This window comes from Oceanobacillus sp. FSL K6-0251 (assembly GCF_038004725.1).
GTDB lineage: Bacteria > Bacillota > Bacilli > Bacillales > Amphibacillaceae > Oceanobacillus > Oceanobacillus oncorhynchi.
Genome location: NZ_JBBORS010000001.1, coordinates 1,052,749 through 1,072,583 on the forward strand (window position 1 = coordinate 1,052,749; position 19,835 = coordinate 1,072,583).

The following is a 19,835-nucleotide window of genomic DNA, read 5'->3' on the forward strand; positions in this document are numbered from 1 at the left end:
ATAATGAAAGCAAATTTAAAAAATGAATTAGATAAAGTGATACATGATTTAACAGATTTAAGCGATACAATTTTTAATCATCCAGAGTTGGGAGATCAAGAATTTGAATCAATGAAGCGGTTAACAGATTATTTAACAGTACATCAATTTGACGTAGAAAAAGGAATTGTTGGCCGTGATACTGCATTTAAAGCTACCTATTCAAGCGGAAAGCCTGGTCTTCAGATTGCATACTTAGCTGAGTATGATGCGCTTCCAGGAATCGGACATGGCTGCGGACATAATTTAATTGGAACCATGAGTGTCGGAGCAGGCGTGGTATTAAGCAAGCTGATCGATGAAATTGGCGGAACCGTTCATGTATTCGGTACGCCTGCTGAAGAGACAAACGGAGCAAAAGTGCCGATGAGTGAGCAGGGTGTATTTGAAGGGGTAGATGCTGCGATGATTTTACATCCCAGTGATGTTTCGCAGGAGAGCGGTGATTCCTTGGCAATGGATGCGATCCAGTTTGAATATCATGGAAAAACAGCACATGCTGCAGCTGCTCCGGAAGAAGGAATTAATGCATTAGATAGCGTACTGCAATTATTTAATGGCATTAACGCATTAAGACAGCATGTGAAATCAGATGTCCGTATTCATGGCGTCATTCCTGAAGGAGGAGAGGCTGCCAATGTGGTGCCTGATAAAGCAGTTGCTCAATTCTATGTCCGGGCAGCGGATCGCACCTACCTGAATGAGGTTGTGGAAAAGGTGAAAAATATTGCTGAAGGCGCCGCTTCCATGACAGGAGCAACATTAGAGATATCCAATTATGAATTAAGCTACGATGATATGACAACAAATAAAGTGTTATCCGATCTATTTACAGCAAATTTAAAAGAAACAAGCAGACTACCTGTGCACGGTTCAAAGGAAAGCTATGGCTCCATTGATATGGGAAATGTCAGCCAGGTCGTTCCGGCAATCCACCCTTATATCGGCTTAAACAAAGAAGGGTTGATTGGGCATACGAAAGAATTTGCTGACCAGACGATTACAGAAGACGGGCACTTGGCTTTGTACGAAGGAGCGCTCTCTCTAGCAAAAACAGGCTATGATTTATTAACAAATGAAGAAGCTTTGAAAGCAATGAAAGAAGAATTTAATAAAAATAAAGCGCAGGCTTTGGTCTAACTAGTTAGAAAACAGCGGAGAAGGATGTTATCCTTCTCCGCTGTTTTCCGATTTAAGAGGTGCTTCGATATCCTTTTCCATCGTATCCGGATTTTTTTGCGGACCAAATCGTTTTGCAACTTTTCCATCCGTATCAACGAGGAATTTCGTAAAATTCCATTTGATCTGTTCGCCTAATATCCCTTTTTGCTCGGTCGTTAAAAAATCAAAAAGCGGATGCGCATTTTTTCCTTTTACGTCGACTTTGGAAAACATTTGAAATGTAACCCCGTAGTTCAACTGGCAAAATTGGTTAATTTCTTCGTCTGCTCCCGGATCTTGATGACCAAATTGATTACATGGAAAACCGAGTACTTCAAAATTCTGATCTTTATACTTTTCATATAGTCTTTGTAAGCCTTCAAACTGAGGGGTGAAGCCGCATTTGCTTGCAGTGTTTACGATGAGCAGTACTTTCCCTTCATAATCTGACAGCGATTTCTCTTCGCCTTCCATTGTTTTTGCTGAAAAATCATAGATGGTTGTCATATTACTTCACCTCGAAAAAATGATAAGATGTACATGCATTAAAAATAATTCCAATTGTATTATAGCAAGAAAGGGCGTTTATTTGTGACTAAAATAATAAAAGATATTCCATTAAAGACGGATGAAAAAAATGCTTATTTACGTTATCTCACTACTACGGATTTACCCGATATTTTAGAATTGCAAACGATTGTTTATGAAGCTTTAGAGGATAAAAAAAGGCTGGAGACGCTGGATGAAAGTGAATTTCGGACGATATTAGAGGGAGAGCCGCTGATGGTCGGTATCTTTCATCAAGACAGGCTGATTGCTTTCCGGGCTTTTCTGAATCCAGCTGCTGATGAAGAAGGGCTAGGAAGCGATATCGGCTTGACAGAAGAAGAATTTGCAGAAATCATTTATTCAGAGATTTCCAATGTACATCCAAATTACCGGGGCAACCATTTACAAACCCAAATGGGCCGATTCATTATGAATCAATTAGATACTTCACTTTTCCGTTATGTCTTAGCTACAGTAGCTCCCGGAAATATTCCAAGCATGAAAGATAAATTTGCACTGGGGATGCGCATTTATAAAGTAAAAGAGAAGTATGGCGGAAAGCTGCGCTATGTTTATTGTAATGATTTAAAATTAAAAGAAATCAGGGCAGAAAATCAAACGGAGATAAATATGAACGATATTGACGGGCAAGAGAAGCTGATCGAAGAAGGTTATCTTGGTGTAGAGATGAAGAAGTCAGATAGGGAATGGACAATTACTTATCAGAAATAAGAAACAGGCTGGGGAATCTAAATTCTCCAGCCTGTTTTCGTATCTATATAATTAAACCGTTGTTGTTTCTGGAAGTGTTTCCCCAATCGCTGCTAAGCGGGCTTTCACTTCTTCTGTAGATAAATCATGTTCTTTCACATAAAGGTTACGTGGTGTCACCCGGCATTCATGCGTGCATCCGCGTAAGTATTTATGTTCATTTTCCTCAGAAGCAAGCATTTGTCGATTACACTCTGGATTTGCACAGTTTACATAACGCTCACAAGGCTCTCCGTCAAAGTAATCCTTGCCAATGATGACATGTTCTTTTTGGTTAACAGGAACGCTGATACGCTCGTCAAATACATACAGCTGTCCATCCCATAACTCGCCTTGAACTTCCGGATCCTTTCCGTAAGTAACAATGCCGCCATGTAATTGACCTACATCATCAAAGCCTTCATCCTTCAGCCAGCCGCTGAATTTCTCACAGCGAATGCCGCCTGTGCAATATGTTACGATTTTTTTATCTTCAAGCATTTCTTTGTTTTCTTGGACCCACTCGGGCAGTTCACGGAATGTCTTGATATCTGGGCGGATTGCGCCTCGGAAATGTCCCAAATCATACTCATAATCATTGCGGGCATCCAATACGATGGTATCTTCGTCCTGTAATGCTTCATAGAATTCTTTCGGTTCCAAATATTTTCCGGTTGTTTCTAACGGGTTAATATCATCTTCTAAACGCAGTGTAACTAATTCGTTTCTGGGACGGACATGCATTTTTTTGAAAGCATGCTTATCATGAGCATCTATTTTAAATGTCATATCTTCAAAGCGAGAATCTGCATGCATATGCTCCATATAGGCATTTGTCTGTTCCACTGTCCCTGAAACAGTTCCGTTAATGCCTTCTTCAGCTACTAAAATACGTCCTTTTAGCCCAAGCTCGTTGCAATATTTAAGATGCTCAGCCGCAAATGCTTCCGGATCCTCAATATGCACATAATTGTAATAAAGTAAAACGCGATATTCTTGATTTGTTTCCATTTGGTTTACCACCTGTTCATTTATATTTGCAAGATACAAATGAGTCTGGTTTCGTTTATTCATTTTTCGTCTTGCAATTCTTTATTTTAGCATGTTTTATTGCTTGATTCCAGTCCATAAGACAAACGCGCCTCTCATTATTTATCCCGCTGTAGACGTGAGCATAGTCAATCTGAACTTTTTCTCCATAAGATGGAGTATCTATGAAGGAAGGAGATGAAATAATGAGCGAATCATCTAAAGACCCAATGATGTCCAATAAAGTGGTTGAGGTAATGGTAGACAGTATTTTCCGTAAGAACGGGATTAAACCAGAAGAAGTGAAAAATAACCTTTCTGAAAAACAGCGTGAAATGTTAAAAGAAATGGTGACGGATTTAAAAGCGCAGGTAGAGGAGTTTCAGGAAAAGAAGAATGAGTCTAAAGCAGAATAATTTCTATCTAAAATGTGAAGGAAATATATGATTTCTTCACATTTTTTGTGCTGCTTTCCAAAAACGGCAGCATTGCATATTCCCTAAAAATTGGACTAGGTGATTTTGTTATTTTCCGTGTTCTTTGTGCTGGTGTACAGGAAGTATAGTTATCAATACCATAAATTAATTTAGAACTTTAAGAAAGGAGTGTTAATCGATGTCTGTCTACAGAAGTAAAACAGAAGGGACCAACCGTTTCCACGATGACTTATATGGAAACGATTATGCATGTCAACCTGAAGAAAATGCCTGTGACACAAAAGATAATCAATACGCACCGGCTTATTATGATAATTCCTTCAGCCCGAATTTTGGCGAGGCGAGTGTTGTTCAAACTGCAGATGAATTTTCGTATATGGAACAAGAATCTGCAGAGGTTATCTGGGTTAAAGAATCCTGTAATATTAATGTGAATTCAACAGATACGCAAATCGGCGCATCCTTACAAGCAGCACTGCAATTAGCTATTTCCATTGTTATCCGTTTATCCATTGCTGATTCTGGAGATGAGGAAGCGGTAGAACAAGAATTAATGCAAACAATCAGTGCCAGCCAGGTAAATAAACAAAAAATATTTATCTATAATACAAAAGATGCAACTGTGACAACAACCGACACAGATATTTCTGTTAATATTCAGCTGCTTTTACAAATCCTCATCGCTTTGGTAATCATGATTGATATTCTGTAATCCAAATTTGGTATAGAAAGGAGTGTAGACGAACATGATGCACAAAAAAGAGTGGAGAGCCCTAGATTATTGTGATGACGAACGAAACAACCAGGCAGAAGTAGAGGAAGCAGCCAAACAAAAGAATATAACGAAGCAATCCTCTGAGGAATGGATTATCATTAAAGACTCTGAGGGAGTTACAGTAACAACGACAGATACGCAAGCAGCAATCAGTTTACAGGTAGGGATTGAAGTAGCTATTGCTGTGGTGCTCAGCATTACATTGGCTGATTCAGACAAGGCAAAGGCTGTTTTCCAGGATTTAGAACAAGTGATGAAAACGAAACAAAGCAACCGTCAAAAAACTATTGTTGAAAAATCGAAAAATGTAAATATCACTACTACCGATATTGATATTGCTATTAATATTCAGTTATTGATTCAGCTGCTGCTGGCAATTGTAGTAAGTCTGGATATTTTATAAGAACATTAATTGCGAAAAATAACGGTACGTTTTTTACCGGAGCTCCCTTTATAAAACTGTTAAAGGGAGCTCTATTCATTTAAGAATAGATATACAGAGCTGCGGTATTTTATACTTTTCATAGGTGAAAACTATGCATAATTCCTGTTTTTAGCAATTTTAAAAATTAATGGATTTTATAGTGTAGAACGCTATCGTCATATGAAAACGCTTCTTCCGTTGAAAAACATCGAATTTTGTCTAATAATCTTCATCGATATTCACTTGCATTTTTTTATGAAAGGGGTTAAAATAATACTTGCAAAAGGTAATTGGAGTTACAAGAATACTTTACGATCTCTTTTTCAAGACGGTGTAAAAGTATTTAAGTTTCAATGACTTTGCATATCTTGTATAAGGAGGTCATGATAATGACTGGTAAAGTAAAATGGTTTAATGCAGAAAAAGGTTTTGGTTTCATCGAGCGTGAAGACGGAGATGACGTATTTGTACACTTCTCTGCAATTCAAGCTGAAGGATTCAAAACTCTTGAAGAAGGTCAAGATGTTGAATTCGAAATCGTAGAAGGCAACCGTGGCCCGCAAGCTGCAAACGTTGTTCGTCTTTAATTCGAATGATATAAAACGCTGGATAAGCCAGCTAAAAAACCTCGAATGTTTTCTAGAAACATTCGAGGTTTTTTCTGAGGAAAAAGTTTTGTTACAGTGTCATTTCCGCTTCATATGCAAGCAATTTAATCAATGCTTGGGTGCCGCTGTCAGCTTCGCCCATGTCAGCTAATTCTTTATAAAGCTTTAATGCCAATTCCAGTCCAGGTGCTGGCATTCCCATATTATGAGCTGATTCTAAAGCTATTTCCATGTCCTTGATAAAATGCTTTACATAGAAACCGGGCTCATAATCCCGTTCAAGCATTCTCTTACCTAAGTTGGATAAGGAGAAGCTGGCCGCAGCTCCGGTAGAAATAGTGGCGAGTACTTCCTCCGCATCTAAACCTGCTTTTTTTGCATAGATAATGGATTCACTGACCCCAATCATATTGGTCGCAATCGCAATTTGATTTGCCATTTTAGTATGCTGCCCAGCTCCTGCAGGTCCAAGTAAGGTAATTCTTTCTCCCAGGACACGAAAGATAGGTGCAATTTCATCATAAGCTTCTTTATCTCCGCCGGTCATAATAGCCAATGTGCCATTTTTTGCGCCGATATCCCCTCCAGAGACAGGAGCATCTAAAGCGGTCAAACCTGTTTTTTTTGCTTCTTCATAAATTTCGATTGCTAAGCTTGGCTTAGATGTCGTCATGTCAATGACATAAGCCCCTTTATTTGCATGGTTTAAAATACCTTCATCTCCAAAATACACTTTTTCCACGTCTTCTGGATAACCAACCATTGTAATAATGACATCACTTGCTTTTGCCAAGCTGGCTTGTGTATCATGCCAGGCAGCTCCAAGCTCCAGTAACTCTTCTGCCTTTGATTTTGTTCTTGTGTAAACATTAAGCTTGTAGCCTGCTTCCATTAGATTTTTTACCATGCTTTTCCCCATTACACCTAAACCAATAAAACCGATAGTAGCCGTTGATGCCGTTATCATTGTCTCTCTCCTTTGTATAAATGTTGTATCTAAATCTTGTCATGAAAATTCAAAAAACGCAAATAATTATTAAGAAAAAACAGCTGAATTTCCAATAAATTCTTTTCACTCGTTAAAATATACTTGGCAACGATTGCCTTGCATCGAATTTTTCCATTTACATATAGTATAAAACGAAACTTCAATCCTAAATAAATATAGATAGAAGGGGAGGATAACGATGAGAGTAGATACGGTAAGGCTAAAGCAGCGGCTGCTTGCGAGACAAGAGGAGTTAATTGAACGAATAAATCAAAAAACAGAAATGAAATATGAATTTAGCCAAGAGGTGTTAGGTGAATTATCCAATTATGATAATCATCCTGCTGATACAGGAACGGAGCTTTTTGAAAGAGAAAAAGACAGTGCTCTGCAGCGACATGCGGAATCAGAATTAGAAGAAATAAATAATTCCATTCATGCGATGGAAGAAGGAACCTATGGAATTTGCAAGGTGTGCGGCGAAAATATTGAACCAGAGCGTTTGGAGGCATTACCGACTGCAGATTGCTGCGCCGAACATGAAAAACAGCGGACATTTCATGGAGAGACACCGCCAAAAGAAGTATTTAAAGTAAGAGAAGATGGCGGAGAAAATAGTTGGGAGGATGTCCAGCAATATGGAACATCCAGCTATACTCCGGATTATCATGACGGTGCAGGGGTGCCGGAAGATGGGGAAGAGAGCTCTGATGATATAGAGGTGGAAGACTTTTTGGCTGCTGATATAGAAGGCAAGTATACAGGCGTGATGCCTAATCATGAGGCGTATGAGGATGAATTGGATAGCGAAGAAGAGTAATTCACAAAAAAATCCGGACGATAATCCCGTTATGTTGGAATTTTATCTGTCCGGTTTTTAGTAAAATATAGAGATTATAATGTTGATTCAAATATATTTGTTAGGATATCCGAAATAAATAAGGTATTCATAATTGTAATAATAACAAAGGTGATGGCTAACGATACGATTGTAAAATAAAAACTGTGTTTTATTTTTTCTTGAGTAAGTGCATGAAGCGCATGAATAATCGGATTAACGTACATCACGATAATAAATAAAATGGTTATAAAAGATATTCCCCATGGAAAACTTGCTTCTTCCGGCTGAAGAATCCACGTATCCATTTCGGATATATCAATCTTAACAATACCCAGCAGTGATAATAAAGCTAGCACAACAAATAAGCCTGTAAATGGTACGAGTGTGCCTGTGTAACGAGTGAACTGCTGCACAAAGGAAGATGAATGTTTCGCAAGATTAAGCGTAATAAAGCTAGCAATTAGTCCCGCAAAGAAAAGAATAATAAAAATAAGCATCCCTTTTAGCGTGGTTGAGAAAAAAGGTACATAATCGCTTAGTGACTCGTTGCTGGAAAAGACTCCGATAGTGTCTTGAAATATTGTGTTAAGAAGTCCCCAAAAGAATAATGTGGTTGCAAGGGTAAGTATAATTGCGGTAATAATAGAATTAGTTACGTGCTGTTCATTATCCCTAAAAGCGACATTCGGATTTTTAATCCGGGTAATAAAATAACTCCAATATTGATTTGAACCTGTTTTTACTTTTTCAAGTGTTGCATTGAATTGCTGTGATGTTTCTGCAGTGGATGCATTTTCCTGTTGTGATGTCTCTGTATGTACCTCAGGAGTATTTTCTTTAGATGGATCCTCTGTTGCTGTTTTTTCTTGTGGATGCAGCGGTGAACCACATTTTGTACAAAACTTTCCTTCCTCCGTTTCCTGATTACATGCTGGGCAAATCAAAAAATCACTTCCTTTTCCAATAATTCAGCAAGATAAATCTTGCTTTGAAAGTTAATTATATACGATTTTTCAGGGAATCGGTAGGGGGAAATAGGTTTATTCTCCTAATATTTCCTTCTGTGTATAGAAAAAGCAGGCTGCTGATATTCAACAGTCTGCTTTTTCCGTTGCTATAGATAGCTTAGTAATTCTTATACCCGCATTCAGTGAGATCACTCCTCGTTGAAGAAAGTGTTCCTTTATGCTGTTTATTGATTTGCTTCTGGTTGGCTGGCTTTTAATTCATCCATTTTTAATGTAATGGAATGCAGTTCTCCATCACGTGCAAATTCGATTTCTACATGTTCTCCAGCCTGCCCTTGATCAAAAAGCTCTTTGCGAAGCTCGATAATGGAAGTGACTGGATTCCCATTTATTTTTGTAATGACGTCAAATTGTTGCAGGTTCGCATTGTCTGCTGGTGAACCAGATTGAACATTTGCAATGACCATGCCGCCTTCTACATCTTCAGGAAGCTCGATTTCTTGCTGGTATTGAGGCGGAACCTGGGTTAATGGCGCTGTAGAAATACCGATTAATGGACGGGAAACTTCACCGTCTGTTTCCAGTTTTTCAACAACTGGCAAGGCTTCGTCAATAGGAATGGCAAAACCGATGCCTTCTACTTGGCTTTGAGCAATTTTCATGGAGTTGATGCCAATCACATCACCGTCTGCATTAACTAATGCGCCGCCACTGTTACCAGGGTTGATTGCTGCATCTGTTTGCAGTACTTCTGTTACCCAATCCGGAGCGCCGTCTCCGTTTGTATCTACTTCAACATTACGATTTAAACCGCTGATGATACCTCTTGTTACACTGTTATTAAAGTCCATACCAAGCGGGTTACCGATTGCCATAACCGTTTCTCCTACTTCAATATCTTCACTGGATCCTAAATTTGCAACTGTATCAACATGCTCTCCATCAATTTCAAGCACAGCTAAGTCTGTTAATGCATCTGTTCCAAGTACAGTGGCATCTACCTGATGTTCTTCATTCAAAGCTACTTGAAGCTGTTCTGCGCCTTCTACAACATGGTTATTTGTGATAACATACGCTTTTCCATCTTCTTTTTTATAGATGATTCCTGAACCAGTACCAGCTTCTTGGCTGTCCTCCCATAAATTTTGCTGCTGCATATTAATAACGCCGACAACAGCTTGGGAAACTTCTGTAATATCAGCAGAAACGTCTGCATCATCAGAAGCTATCGTAGGGATAATAGATTCTGAAGAGGCACTGGATGATGCAGTTTCTCCTCCAGAGGAATCCATTATGCCCTCCGAAGCCGGCAGCAATTGATTTCCTAAGAGCAGGACAACAAGTACGGAAGAAATAATTCCTCCAATTGCTCCGCTAAAAAAACCGCGGAACCAGCCTTTCGATTTTTTTTGCTTTGGCGGATTGGTTTCTGATGAAGCGACATATGTTTGCTGCTTTTCATCGGTTGTTCTATTTTGCTCTGATCTATTATTATCAATTGTCGATGCTTCATCAGTCAAAGGCTCATTATTCTTTTCAAGGTCACCCGATACATTTTCATTTCTTTCATTTTCATAATCGTTGTTACTCATTGTAAAGCACCTCCAAGTTATTTGATTTAATTTTATTATAGTACCGACCATGGGAAATCCTTTGGTATAATTGTGTAAAAACTGTGTAATCTTAAATCCCGTTTGTCAGAAGCAGGGTGTTCATGTAAAAATAAATAGTATAGAATGAAAGATTGTTGAAAATGGGGATATTCTTTCTTCCTATATTAGAATTACCCGATTTGTTTTTTTTAATAAACGTGAAAACGCCTGAAAATAATCAAGTATATTGCTTTATCACGGAGAATCGTCCGTAAAACTCCCTCTGAATAAAGTTTCGTTTTATTGCTGGGGTCTGCCGAAGCGGCATCTTGCCAAATCCGCAGTTGATAAACTACAATTTAGTACAGGATGAAAGAGGTGGGAAATACATGTCATACCATATTGGTTTAGTAGAAGATGATAAAAACATACAAGATATTGTTGTTGCCTATTTAAAAAAAGAAGGGTATCAGATAACTGTTCTGGACAATGCAGAAGACGGCTGGACATTATGGGAAAATAATCCACCGGATATGTGGGTATTAGATATTATGCTCCCGGGGATGGATGGTTATGAATTTTGCAGGAAAATTCGTAATGAAAGCGATGTTCCCATTATTATTATTTCAGCGAAAGATGAGGAAATCGATAAAATTTTAGGTCTGGAGCTGGGCAGTGATGATTATTTAACCAAGCCATTCAGCCCGAGAGAACTGATTGCCCGAATGAAAAGGCTGTTCAAACGGGTGCAGCCAAAGTCTTCGGAATATAAAGAACCGGACGATCGGGTAAAAGTAGATCAGCTCCTTGTGTATAAAAATGAACGGAGAGTATTTTTTGAAGGAATCGAATATGAAACAACTGCAAAAGAATATGATATGCTGCTCCTTTTAGCAGAGAACCCTAATCGTGCTTTTTCTCGTGAAGAATTGCTGGTAAAGGTATGGGGCGATGATTATTTTGGGAGTGACCGTGCGGTAGATGATTTAATGAAACGGATTCGGAAAAAGATGGAGCATATTCCCCTTGAGACAGTATGGGGATTCGGCTATCGTTTGAGAAAAGATGAGGAAGCATAATAATGAAATTACAATCGCAACTAAATGCTGCTTTTACAGCGCTGCTGCTTGTTATTATGACCACTGCGGGCCTGGTTATTTACTCGCTGGTATTAGATGTGCTCATCCAGGATGAACAGCGTCAGCTTGCAGAAACAGGAGAATTACTTATCAGTTTTCTATCGGAACAGTATGATGATGCAAGTGAATATCGAAATATTGATGACTTCTTGAAGGATCAAGAATTGCAGCTTTTCTTATATGACCGGAACTTAGATACAGTTTTATTTTCGACCATGTCTATTTCGGTTGTAAATGAGTTTTTTCAGGAAAACAATTTTGAGGACAACGAAGAAACACTGTGGCAGCATGGAAATGACCGTTTCGTAACGCAACGAATTATATTTTCTCCGGAGCAGTCCGGGATGGAATTGATTTTATTAACACCCATCAACGATTTACGAGCCGTGCAGCAAAACTTTTTCTTCCGATTAGCATGGGTATTTTTAATTGGAGCTCTGGCGGCAGTCATTTTAAGCTATTATATGACGAATAAATTGGTAACACCATTATCCTTGCTGAAGAAAGAATTGAAGAAGGTGGAAAACCGCCAATTTGACCAGATGAAGCGGATCCGGGCCAGCGGAGAAATAAAAGAAGTGGAACAGAGTGTCTACGAGATGTCACAGACATTAGAGCAATATATGAAATCGCAGCAGACCTTTTTTCAAAATGCGAGCCATGAGCTGAAAACACCATTGATGACAATCCAAGGCTACGCAGAAGGAATCCGTGATGGTATTTTTGATGAAAAAGATACCGAGAAAGGGCTGGATGTCATGGTGACAGAAGTAAACAGACTCAAGAAAATCATCAATGAAATGATTTTACTTGCCAAATTGGACTCTCAGCCGGATGTGTACGAGGAGACAGAAATCGATGTGCAGGCTTTTGTGGACGGGATTGTGAGCAAAGCATTGCCAATCGTCAATGAAAATAAACTGGACCTTCATCAGAAGGTGGACGGCTGCATAACGATACATGCAGATGAAGAAAAGCTCCTGCGAGCTGTTTCCAATGTGGTATTTAATGCAATCAGGTATGCCAATAAAGAGATATCTATCCATGTATATAAGAAAAAGAATATGATTTTCTTTGATATAGAGGATGACGGAAAAGGGATTACCGAGGAAGATATGGATAAAATATTCCACCGGTTTATCAAAGGAAAAGGCGGAGAAACGGGACTGGGACTGGCGATTGCACGTGCAATTATTGAACAGTCAAACGGGAAGATATATGCCGGGCAGTCGAAAAAATTAGGTGGAGCGAAGTTTACCATGTGCCTGCCTGTTTCTAGTAAGCCGAAAGGAAATAAAAAAATAAAATCTTAATGAATGATAAAAAGACTTCTTTCTTTGCCTGATTGGGCGTGGAAGAGGTCTTTTTTATCGCAGCCCCAGTGTAAAGCTCCGCAGAAAAAGCGATTTTCTTTTTCCGCCGCAGGCATAAATATGACTATACTTTGGTCTGCGCCTGTGGTCCCGCAATTAGCAAGGCTTCTTTAAAGGGAGCTAAAGACAAGTCTCTGGAAACGCAGTATATTTCTATAGCCGCTGCTTACAGTAAAATTATATCTGCTAAGTCATCCAGCTATTTTGGTGAAAATCCTTCATGAAATGATAATATAAAATGCATTGTTATAATAATACATGAGCAATCAACACATCCTAAAGGAAAGAAAAACAATTTTACAAATTTCCTCATTATATGATATAATAAATTGGTTTTACATTCGATATGTTAGAGGAGCGTACTATTTATGCAATTAAGAAATGATATTCGTAATATCGCAATTATTGCACACGTTGACCACGGGAAAACAACGTTAGTGGATCAGCTATTAAGATATTCTGGGACTTTTCGGGAAAACGAGCACGTAGACGAACGTGCGATGGACTCTGGAGATATAGAACGTGAACGCGGGATTACAATCTTAGCGAAAAATACAGCTGTAAAATATAAAGATTCAACAATTAATATCCTTGATACACCAGGTCACGCCGACTTTGGCGGTGAAGTGGAACGTATTATGAAAATGGTTGATGGTGTTGCCTTAGTCGTGGACGCCTACGAAGGAACCATGCCGCAAACACGTTTCGTATTAAAAAAAGCTTTAGAACAAAAACTGACACCAATTGTGGTATTAAATAAAGTTGACCGTCCAAATGCCAGACCGGCAGAGGTCGTTGACGAAGTATTAGATTTATTTATTGAATTAGGAGCGGACGATAACCAATTAGAATTCCCTGTTGTTTATGCATCTGCGTTAAATGGAACCTCCGGATTAGAGCCGGAAGATCAGCAGGAAACAATGGATCCAGTCTTTAATACCATTATGGAGCATATTCCGGCTCCAGCTGATACAAGAGAAGAGCCGTTACAGTTTCAAGTAACTTTACTGGATTATAATGACTATGTCGGCCGAATCGGAGTTGGACGTGTGGTCCGCGGTTCTATCAAGGTAGGACAGCAGGTTGTTGTATTAAAAGAAGATGGATCACAAAAATCCTTCCGTGTTTCCAAATTATTTGGTTTCATTGGTTTAAAACGGGTTGAAATCCAAGAAGCTGTTTCTGGTGACATCGTAGCTCTGGCTGGAATGGAAGACTTAAATGTCGGTGAAACGGTATGTCCGGCTGAGCATCCTGATCCGCTTCCATGGCTGCGTATTGATGAGCCGACCCTGCAGATGACCTTTGTTGTAAACAACAGTCCATTTGCCGGAAAAGAAGGGAAGTATATTACGTCCCGCCGTATTGAAGAGCGTTTATTAAAAGAATTAGAAACCGATGTAAGCTTACGTGTGGAACCGACCAGTTCACCAGATGCCTGGACTGTTTCCGGACGCGGAGAGCTGCATTTGTCTATTCTTATTGAGAACATGCGCCGTGAAGGCTATGAGCTTCAATTGTCTAAGCCGGAAGTAATCATCAAAGATATTGACGGTGTAAAATGTGAACCGATGGAGCGGGTCCAAGTAGATGTTCCGGAAGAACACACAGGAGCAATTATGGAATCCTTAGGAGAACGTAAAGGCGAAATGCTTGATATGGCTAATCAAGGAAACGGACAAGTTCGTATTGAGTTTAAAGTGCCATCCCGCGGTCTTTTAGGATATACTACAGAATTTATGTCGCAGACACGCGGTTATGGTATTATTAACCATACCTTTGAGGCATACGAGCCTGTTATTAAAGGACAGGTCGGCGGCCGCCGTGAAGGTGTGCTAGTTGCATTGGAAAAAGGGAAAGCATCTACCTATGGAATCATGAACTTGGAGGATCGCGGAGTTATCTTTATTACTCCCGGAACGGAAGTTTATGAAGGGATGATTGTCGGAGAGCATAATCGTGAGAATGACTTAACGGTTAATATCACAAAAGAAAAGCACTTAACTAACGTGCGTTCAGCTACAAAAGACCAGACATCCACTATCCGTAAGACAAGAGATATGTCTCTGGAGGAAGCCCTGCAATATTTAAGTGAGGATGAGTATTGTGAAGTAACACCAGAAACAATCCGTCTTCGTAAGAAAATCTTAAATAAAAACGAACGTGAAAAGGCAGCGAAAAAAAGTAAGTAATGAAGTGGAAGCATAAGCTGACAGAAAAGCCGGTTCGATTTTTACTAGAAATAGTAAGAATTGAACCGGCTTTTTTATATTAGAGAAGTATATAATTTTTAACGCAGAAGAATTCCGAAGCTAACACCAAATTGAATGTAGTTTATCCCCATGGATTTTGATGAAGAACCGTCCATAAAACTCCCACGGAGTGAAGTTTCGTTTTATGCCATCTAAATAGTCAGTCAGCATAGAAGAAAATATATATGATTATAATTTATTTTGTATTGGAGTAAACGTATAAGAAGTACTACTATTATAATTATAGAAAAAATATGTAAATTATAGAGAAACAGCTGATAGCATATTATATAAGTTAAAGTCTTCCTGATTTGTATCGAAAAATTTCATTTGAAGCAGGCTTGTATCACCACTAAAAATTATTGGAGGGATAAAATGGCGGAATTAACGAAGGGCAGATTATTTAGCAATGAATTATTAGAAGAAATTAGAGACAGGTTCGCCTATATTGATATGGATCCGTTGACACAGAAAAAGCGGGTGTTTTTAGACAATGCCGGCGGTTCTTTTCGGTTAAAAACTGCCAATCAGAAATTTGCTCAGTACGACTTGATGCCTGACCACCCTTTGCGCAATCATGACACAGCGAAATTTTTATTCGAAGTGGAGCAGAGAGGCATAGAAGATGCAAGAACGATATTTAATGCAAAGCAGGGGAGTATTGCCACTTACTTTACTGCGTCTCAAGCAATGTTTGCAGCAACCGGTGTCATTGCGGAAAATATAGAGGGAAGCAATATTGTGACAACGGAATTAGAGCATCCGTCTGCTTATGATGCTGCCAAGTTTTATGCAAATAAGCTGGGAAAAGAATTTCGTGTAGCTAAAACAAACCGGGTAACTGGAGGTGTGGATGTTGCGGAAATCACCAGACTGATTGATGAGAATACAAGCTTTTTAAGTGTGATTTATGCATCTAATATTTCAGGTACGATTTTAGATATTGAAATGATTGTAAAGGAAGCCAGGAAAATCAAGCCAGATTTATACATTATCGTCGACGCTGTGCAGCATGCTCCGCACGGTATCATTGATATCGAAAAAACCCCTGTAGATGCGATTAACTTTGCACCATATAAATTTTTCGGGGTAAGAGGAAGCGGTTTTGCATATATTTCCCAAAGGGCAGCAGCGCTTCCGCATCAACGTTTAGCTGGAAAGGATGACAGTGATCTGCAGCTGGGAAGCTCCACACCGGGTCATTTTGCTTCTCTTAGCGAAATTGTCGATTATGTCTGCTGGATAGGGAGTAAATTTTCGGAGAAACAGGATAGAAGAAGGCTGTATGAGGAAGGAATGACACGGATCGCTTTACATGAAAGAGCATTGCTGGAAGCGATACTTCATGGCACAGATAAAGTAAAAGGATTAAGAAATATCCCTGGCGTTACCGTCCATTTAGATGATGAAGATTTATCTAAGAGGGATCTGATTATCGGAATAACAATTGATCACTTAGATTATCAAGAGGCTGATCGGCAATATGAAGCGGAGCATATTGTGGTTTATGAGCGTGCTGCTTCCAGTATTTATTCTAAAAGAATGTTAGAGTCTTTTGATCTCGACGGTGTTGTAAGGGTATCCCCCCTACACTGCAATAGTGTGGAGGAAATAGAAGCATTTCTGCGTGTTACACAAAAAATAGCGGAAAGAGTTAAAACAGTAAGTTAACAATTAAATTTTTGCTTGGTGCTCCTCATTCAAGTAAGTGATTCTTTATTTATGGCAGTATGAGTGTCCGTCATTTCCTCTGCTGAGCAGAAAAGAAAAACGGTCACTCCTTTTCCTGCTTCATGTAAATCTGAAATACTTGCTTCCCAGCGCTCTGCAAAATCATTTTTTACAGCGTATTAAAACTCACAGATGATCGATTTTTTTTCTCCTTGATAAATGAAATAAAATCTGTGCCGACTTTCGGAAGCGGCTGTGTTTTTTTATAATACAGCATAATATTTTGACGGGCGTTGTCATCATCAATTTTGTAAAAGCATAATTTATTGGTTGCTTCTAAGTAATGCGTGACGCTGGCCCGAACGAAAGCGATTCCCTTTTCATTACTGGCAATGTAATAGGAAGTCAGCATCTGGTCAAGGTACATGGATATGGTTGGTGTGAAACCGGCATTTCTACACATTTTTAAACTTCGCTGGTTAAGGTCATTCCCTTTTTTTAATAGCAGGAAATCTTCATTCTGAAATTCTTTCAGGTTTATCTTAGGATACCGTTCACTTAAATAGTTTCCATTAGCTATATTTTGAAAGGTGATTTGATAGTTACGAAGCTTATTATTTATTTCATAGCTTGAAGGCACTGCCAGTAAAATATGTTCTTCCGCCCAGACAAAGGAATCAAACATTTTAGAAATGTCCTTTTTCTCGACATCGATCATCATATCAACAATCCCTGTGCGCAGACATTTTATCAGATCATCCGCATTGGCTTCCAGAAGATTTACCTTATAATCGGGATATTCTTCCTTAAACTCTTGAGCGATTTTCGGCAGGATATGTGTGCAAAAGAAAGATGCGCCTCCAACACTGATGGTACCTTGATTATCCTCTGCTAAGTGATTAAAATAACTCCTCATTTCTTTTTCAATGTTCATAATAGTCTCGATGGATTCAATATAATATTCTCCAGCCTTTGTTAATTGGATGGGATTGCTGCTTCTATCGAAAATAAGAAGACCTATCTCTTCTTCCACTTTTTTAATCGTTGCACTGAGTGCCGGCTGAGAAATATATAATTCGCCGGCAGCTTTCGAAAAGCTCTTATTTAAATATACTGCATATACATATTCCATATTTTTCAGCATCTCATTCCTCCTCAAATTATGTATAGAGAAATACCTATAGTGTTATAAATTATTTCGTATTGGAGTTCGTATCTAAGATGGGATACTATTATAACTATAATGAATTTGCAGATATTTTGTAAAGGTATACTATTTTTCAATTATAGAAAAGAGGGTTAATCATGGATTTGATAAAAGAAAAGTTTTTAAAGCTTGGTGCGGAATATGCTCCTGGTCAAGAAGGACGCCAGAAAACGAATGAAATCGATGTTCCTTTTGAGAAAATTCCCGGTAGGCCGGTGGACTTTTCACATGGGGATGTGGATGCTTTTCAACCAATTCCGGGCTCTTTAGATGCCTTTGTGGAAGGAGTTCATCTTGGAGGGAAGCAGGCCTACACAGAATATCGCGGGGGGATGGATATCCGGGAGAAGCTAGCTGAAAAGCTTGCTGATTTTACGAACACAAGCATTGACCCGGATCAACATGTTATCCTAACACCTGGAACCCAAGGAGCGTTATTTCTAGCAATGGGATCAACGGTGGCCAGAGGAGATAAGGTTGCTATTGTAGAACCGGACTATTTTGCCAACCGGAAGCTTGTTGAATTTTTTGATGGGGAAGTCGTTCCTGTCCAGCTGGATTATTACAAAACAGACACATCAGCCGGTTTAGAGCTAACGCAGCTGGAGGATGCTTTTCAATCAGGAGTAAAACTCTTTTTGTTCTCTAATCCAAATAATCCGACGGGTGTTATTTATTCCTGGGATGAAATTCAGGAGATTGCCGGTTTAGCAGAGCAATACGGGGCAACCGTGATTGTTGATCAACTCTACTCGCGGCAAATTTTTGAAGGACGGACGTATACTCATTTATGTGCGGAGAACCGGATTGATCGAGAAAATGTCATTACGATCATGGGACCTTCTAAAACAGAATCACTTAGCGGATACAGGTTAGGGGTCGCTTTTGGATCGGCAAAAATGATTAACCGAATGGAAAAACTGCAGGCTATTGTATCATTGCGCGCTGGCGGATATAATCAGGCCGTCTTGAAAACATGGTTTTCTGAACCGGCAGGCTGGATGGAGGAGCGAATTAAAGCGCATCAGGCAATCCGTGATGACCTGGTCGCCAAAATACGTGCAGCTGAGGGGTTTCAGGTAAGAGCGACAGAAGCGGGCAGTTATTTATTCCCGAGAATTCCGGAACTGGGTATTTCAATCAATGAGTTTGTGAAAGCACTTCGTCTTCAGGCTGGTGTGACCGTAACACCAGGAACGGAATTCGGTCCACAATTCGGTGACAGCTTTCGGATAAATTTTTCACAGGATCATCAAGCGGCGGTAGAAGCAATGGAACGTGTTATCCAAGTAGTGGAGGCGTATCGAAATGCATCCATCAAATGAAGGGAATAATCTGATTCCACAGGGGAAATACCTTCCTGCATCCCGGTTTGGAAATATTATTTATACAGCCGGGATGACACCAAGAAAGAATGGTGTGCTGCTTCAGAGCGGAAAAGTTATTGCAGCAGAGCCTGTATCAACCTATTATCCAGCAGTCAGACAAGCAGCTGCAAATGCCTTAACTGCTGCTGTAAACACACTTATGGAGGGAGAACAACTCATGCAGATATTATCACTCACCGTTTATGTGAATGCAGAGGAAACATTTCAATCCCATTCAAGTCTGGCAAATGCTGCTTCCGAATATTTATCTGAACAATTGGGGGAGGCGGGGATAGGCAGCAGGGCAGCAATTGGTGTATCCTCGTTACCGGGAAATGCACCTGTTGAAATTCAATTGGTTGCTGGAGTGAGCTTATAAAGAATATACTGGAATTGTTAATTAGAGCAAGCTAAAAAATGAATGTAACTTGATGAAATCTCCTTTATCGAGTTACATTTAAAGTCAAAAATGAAAACGCTTTAATTAACGAGGTTAAATGAAATGATGACGGGTGGATGACATCGAAGCAGAAAAGGTTGAAAAACAAAACTAGACTTGCTTACACTTATTTCAGTCATCCATCGTACGCTTCTTCGGATTGTAGCAAAGCTAACGATGAAATACTGCCAAAATCAGCCTTTTTTAAAATCTGAAAGTTTGTTTA

At 39.3% G+C, this 19,835-nt stretch carries 19 protein-coding genes; 13 read left to right on the forward strand and 6 right to left on the reverse strand.

The features are described from left to right. Nucleotides 1–3: 3 nt before the first annotated feature. A complete protein-coding gene (locus MKY45_RS05285) occupies nucleotides 4–1,179 on the forward strand; it encodes a M20 family metallopeptidase (RefSeq protein ID WP_256705779.1) in 1,176 nt (391 codons plus the stop codon). Between the two features lie 27 nt (nucleotides 1,180–1,206). Here the strand turns inward: MKY45_RS05285 and MKY45_RS05290 are convergent, their stop codons facing one another. Then, a complete protein-coding gene (locus tag MKY45_RS05290) occupies nucleotides 1,207–1,707 on the reverse strand; it encodes a glutathione peroxidase (RefSeq protein WP_256705780.1) in 501 nt (166 codons plus the stop codon). 84 nt (nucleotides 1,708–1,791) lie between these two features. Between MKY45_RS05290 and MKY45_RS05295 the strand changes: the two genes are divergently transcribed. Beyond that, the gene (locus MKY45_RS05295; protein ID WP_341172636.1) at nucleotides 1,792–2,481 is read left to right on the forward strand and encodes a hypothetical protein; all 690 of its coding nucleotides are present in this window, start codon (nucleotides 1,792–1,794) and stop codon (nucleotides 2,479–2,481) included. Between the two features lie 51 nt (nucleotides 2,482–2,532). On the opposite strand, the gene trhO is transcribed toward MKY45_RS05295, so the two are convergent. After that, complete coding sequence (gene trhO, locus MKY45_RS05300; RefSeq protein ID WP_256705781.1) at nucleotides 2,533–3,510, reverse strand: oxygen-dependent tRNA uridine(34) hydroxylase TrhO; 978 nt, start codon at nucleotides 3,508–3,510, stop codon at nucleotides 2,533–2,535. A gap of 224 nt (nucleotides 3,511–3,734) precedes the next feature. On the opposite strand from trhO, the gene MKY45_RS05305 reads away from it, so the two are divergent. The 4 genes from MKY45_RS05305 to MKY45_RS05320 all read left to right on the forward strand — a co-directional run bounded on the left by MKY45_RS05305 (nucleotide 3,735) and on the right by MKY45_RS05320 (nucleotide 5,751). Then, entirely contained in the window at nucleotides 3,735–3,944 is a 210-nt protein-coding gene (locus tag MKY45_RS05305) for a hypothetical protein (protein ID WP_042532316.1), read from the forward strand. Nucleotides 3,945–4,143: 199 nt separating this feature from the next. Beyond that, nucleotides 4,144–4,677, forward strand: coding sequence for a spore coat protein (locus tag MKY45_RS05310; protein ID WP_042532318.1), 534 nt, complete (start codon nucleotides 4,144–4,146; stop codon nucleotides 4,675–4,677). Between the two features lie 34 nt (nucleotides 4,678–4,711). After that, nucleotides 4,712–5,143, forward strand: coding sequence for a spore coat protein (locus MKY45_RS05315; RefSeq protein WP_084612924.1), 432 nt, complete (start codon nucleotides 4,712–4,714; stop codon nucleotides 5,141–5,143). 407 nt (nucleotides 5,144–5,550) lie between these two features. Then, nucleotides 5,551–5,751 carry a cold shock domain-containing protein gene (locus MKY45_RS05320; protein ID WP_198048619.1) on the forward strand — a complete coding sequence of 67 codons (201 nt, stop codon included), beginning with the start codon at nucleotides 5,551–5,553 and terminating at the stop codon, nucleotides 5,749–5,751. 91 nt (nucleotides 5,752–5,842) lie between these two features. Here MKY45_RS05320 and MKY45_RS05325 read toward each other — a convergent pair whose 3' ends face one another. After that, complete coding sequence (locus tag MKY45_RS05325; protein WP_289584760.1) at nucleotides 5,843–6,739, reverse strand: NAD(P)-dependent oxidoreductase; 897 nt, start codon at nucleotides 6,737–6,739, stop codon at nucleotides 5,843–5,845. 220 nt (nucleotides 6,740–6,959) lie between these two features. On the opposite strand from MKY45_RS05325, the gene MKY45_RS05330 reads away from it, so the two are divergent. After that, nucleotides 6,960–7,580 (forward strand): TraR/DksA C4-type zinc finger protein, encoded by a 621-nt coding sequence (locus tag MKY45_RS05330; protein ID WP_042532323.1) that lies wholly within the window; start codon nucleotides 6,960–6,962, stop codon nucleotides 7,578–7,580. 74 nt (nucleotides 7,581–7,654) lie between these two features. On the opposite strand, the gene MKY45_RS05335 is transcribed toward MKY45_RS05330, so the two are convergent. Together MKY45_RS05335 and MKY45_RS05340 are read right to left on the reverse strand one after the other, a co-directional pair. Continuing rightward, nucleotides 7,655–8,545, reverse strand: a complete 891-nt coding sequence (locus tag MKY45_RS05335; protein WP_256705784.1) for a zinc ribbon domain-containing protein — start codon at nucleotides 8,543–8,545, stop codon at nucleotides 7,655–7,657. 248 nt (nucleotides 8,546–8,793) lie between these two features. Next, on the reverse strand, nucleotides 8,794–10,161 hold the full coding sequence (locus tag MKY45_RS05340; protein ID WP_341172637.1) for a S1C family serine protease: 1,368 nt from the start codon (nucleotides 10,159–10,161) through the stop codon (nucleotides 8,794–8,796). A gap of 389 nt (nucleotides 10,162–10,550) precedes the next feature. On the opposite strand from MKY45_RS05340, the gene MKY45_RS05345 reads away from it, so the two are divergent. The 4 genes from MKY45_RS05345 (at nucleotide 10,551) to MKY45_RS05360 (ending at nucleotide 16,596) form a co-directional block, all read left to right on the forward strand. Then, nucleotides 10,551–11,240: a response regulator transcription factor gene (locus tag MKY45_RS05345; RefSeq protein WP_042532329.1), complete on the forward strand. Its 690-nt coding sequence runs from the start codon at nucleotides 10,551–10,553 to the stop codon at nucleotides 11,238–11,240. Nucleotides 11,241–11,242: 2 nt separating this feature from the next. Beyond that, a complete protein-coding gene (locus MKY45_RS05350; protein WP_256705785.1) occupies nucleotides 11,243–12,613 on the forward strand; it encodes a sensor histidine kinase in 1,371 nt (456 codons plus the stop codon). Between the two features lie 428 nt (nucleotides 12,614–13,041). Beyond that, the gene (gene typA, locus MKY45_RS05355) at nucleotides 13,042–14,865 is read left to right on the forward strand and encodes a translational GTPase TypA (RefSeq protein WP_193064416.1); all 1,824 of its coding nucleotides are present in this window, start codon (nucleotides 13,042–13,044) and stop codon (nucleotides 14,863–14,865) included. Nucleotides 14,866–15,300: 435 nt separating this feature from the next. Further along, nucleotides 15,301–16,596, forward strand: a complete 1,296-nt coding sequence (locus MKY45_RS05360) for an aminotransferase class V-fold PLP-dependent enzyme (protein ID WP_341172638.1) — start codon at nucleotides 15,301–15,303, stop codon at nucleotides 16,594–16,596. Nucleotides 16,597–16,765: 169 nt separating this feature from the next. On the opposite strand, the gene MKY45_RS05365 is transcribed toward MKY45_RS05360, so the two are convergent. Next, nucleotides 16,766–17,740, reverse strand: a complete 975-nt coding sequence (locus MKY45_RS05365) for a LysR family transcriptional regulator (protein ID WP_341172639.1) — start codon at nucleotides 17,738–17,740, stop codon at nucleotides 16,766–16,768. A 161-nt stretch (nucleotides 17,741–17,901) separates the two neighbouring features. Here MKY45_RS05365 and MKY45_RS05370 point away from each other — a divergent pair, with 161 nt between their 5' ends. Together MKY45_RS05370 and MKY45_RS05375 are read left to right on the forward strand one after the other, a co-directional pair. After that, the gene (locus MKY45_RS05370) at nucleotides 17,902–19,128 is read left to right on the forward strand and encodes a pyridoxal phosphate-dependent aminotransferase (protein WP_341172640.1); all 1,227 of its coding nucleotides are present in this window, start codon (nucleotides 17,902–17,904) and stop codon (nucleotides 19,126–19,128) included. Beyond that, nucleotides 19,112–19,549: a RidA family protein gene (locus MKY45_RS05375; RefSeq protein ID WP_193064412.1), complete on the forward strand. Its 438-nt coding sequence runs from the start codon at nucleotides 19,112–19,114 to the stop codon at nucleotides 19,547–19,549. Before MKY45_RS05370 ends, MKY45_RS05375 begins: the two co-directional genes overlap by 17 nt. Nucleotides 19,550–19,835 lie beyond the last annotated feature (286 nt).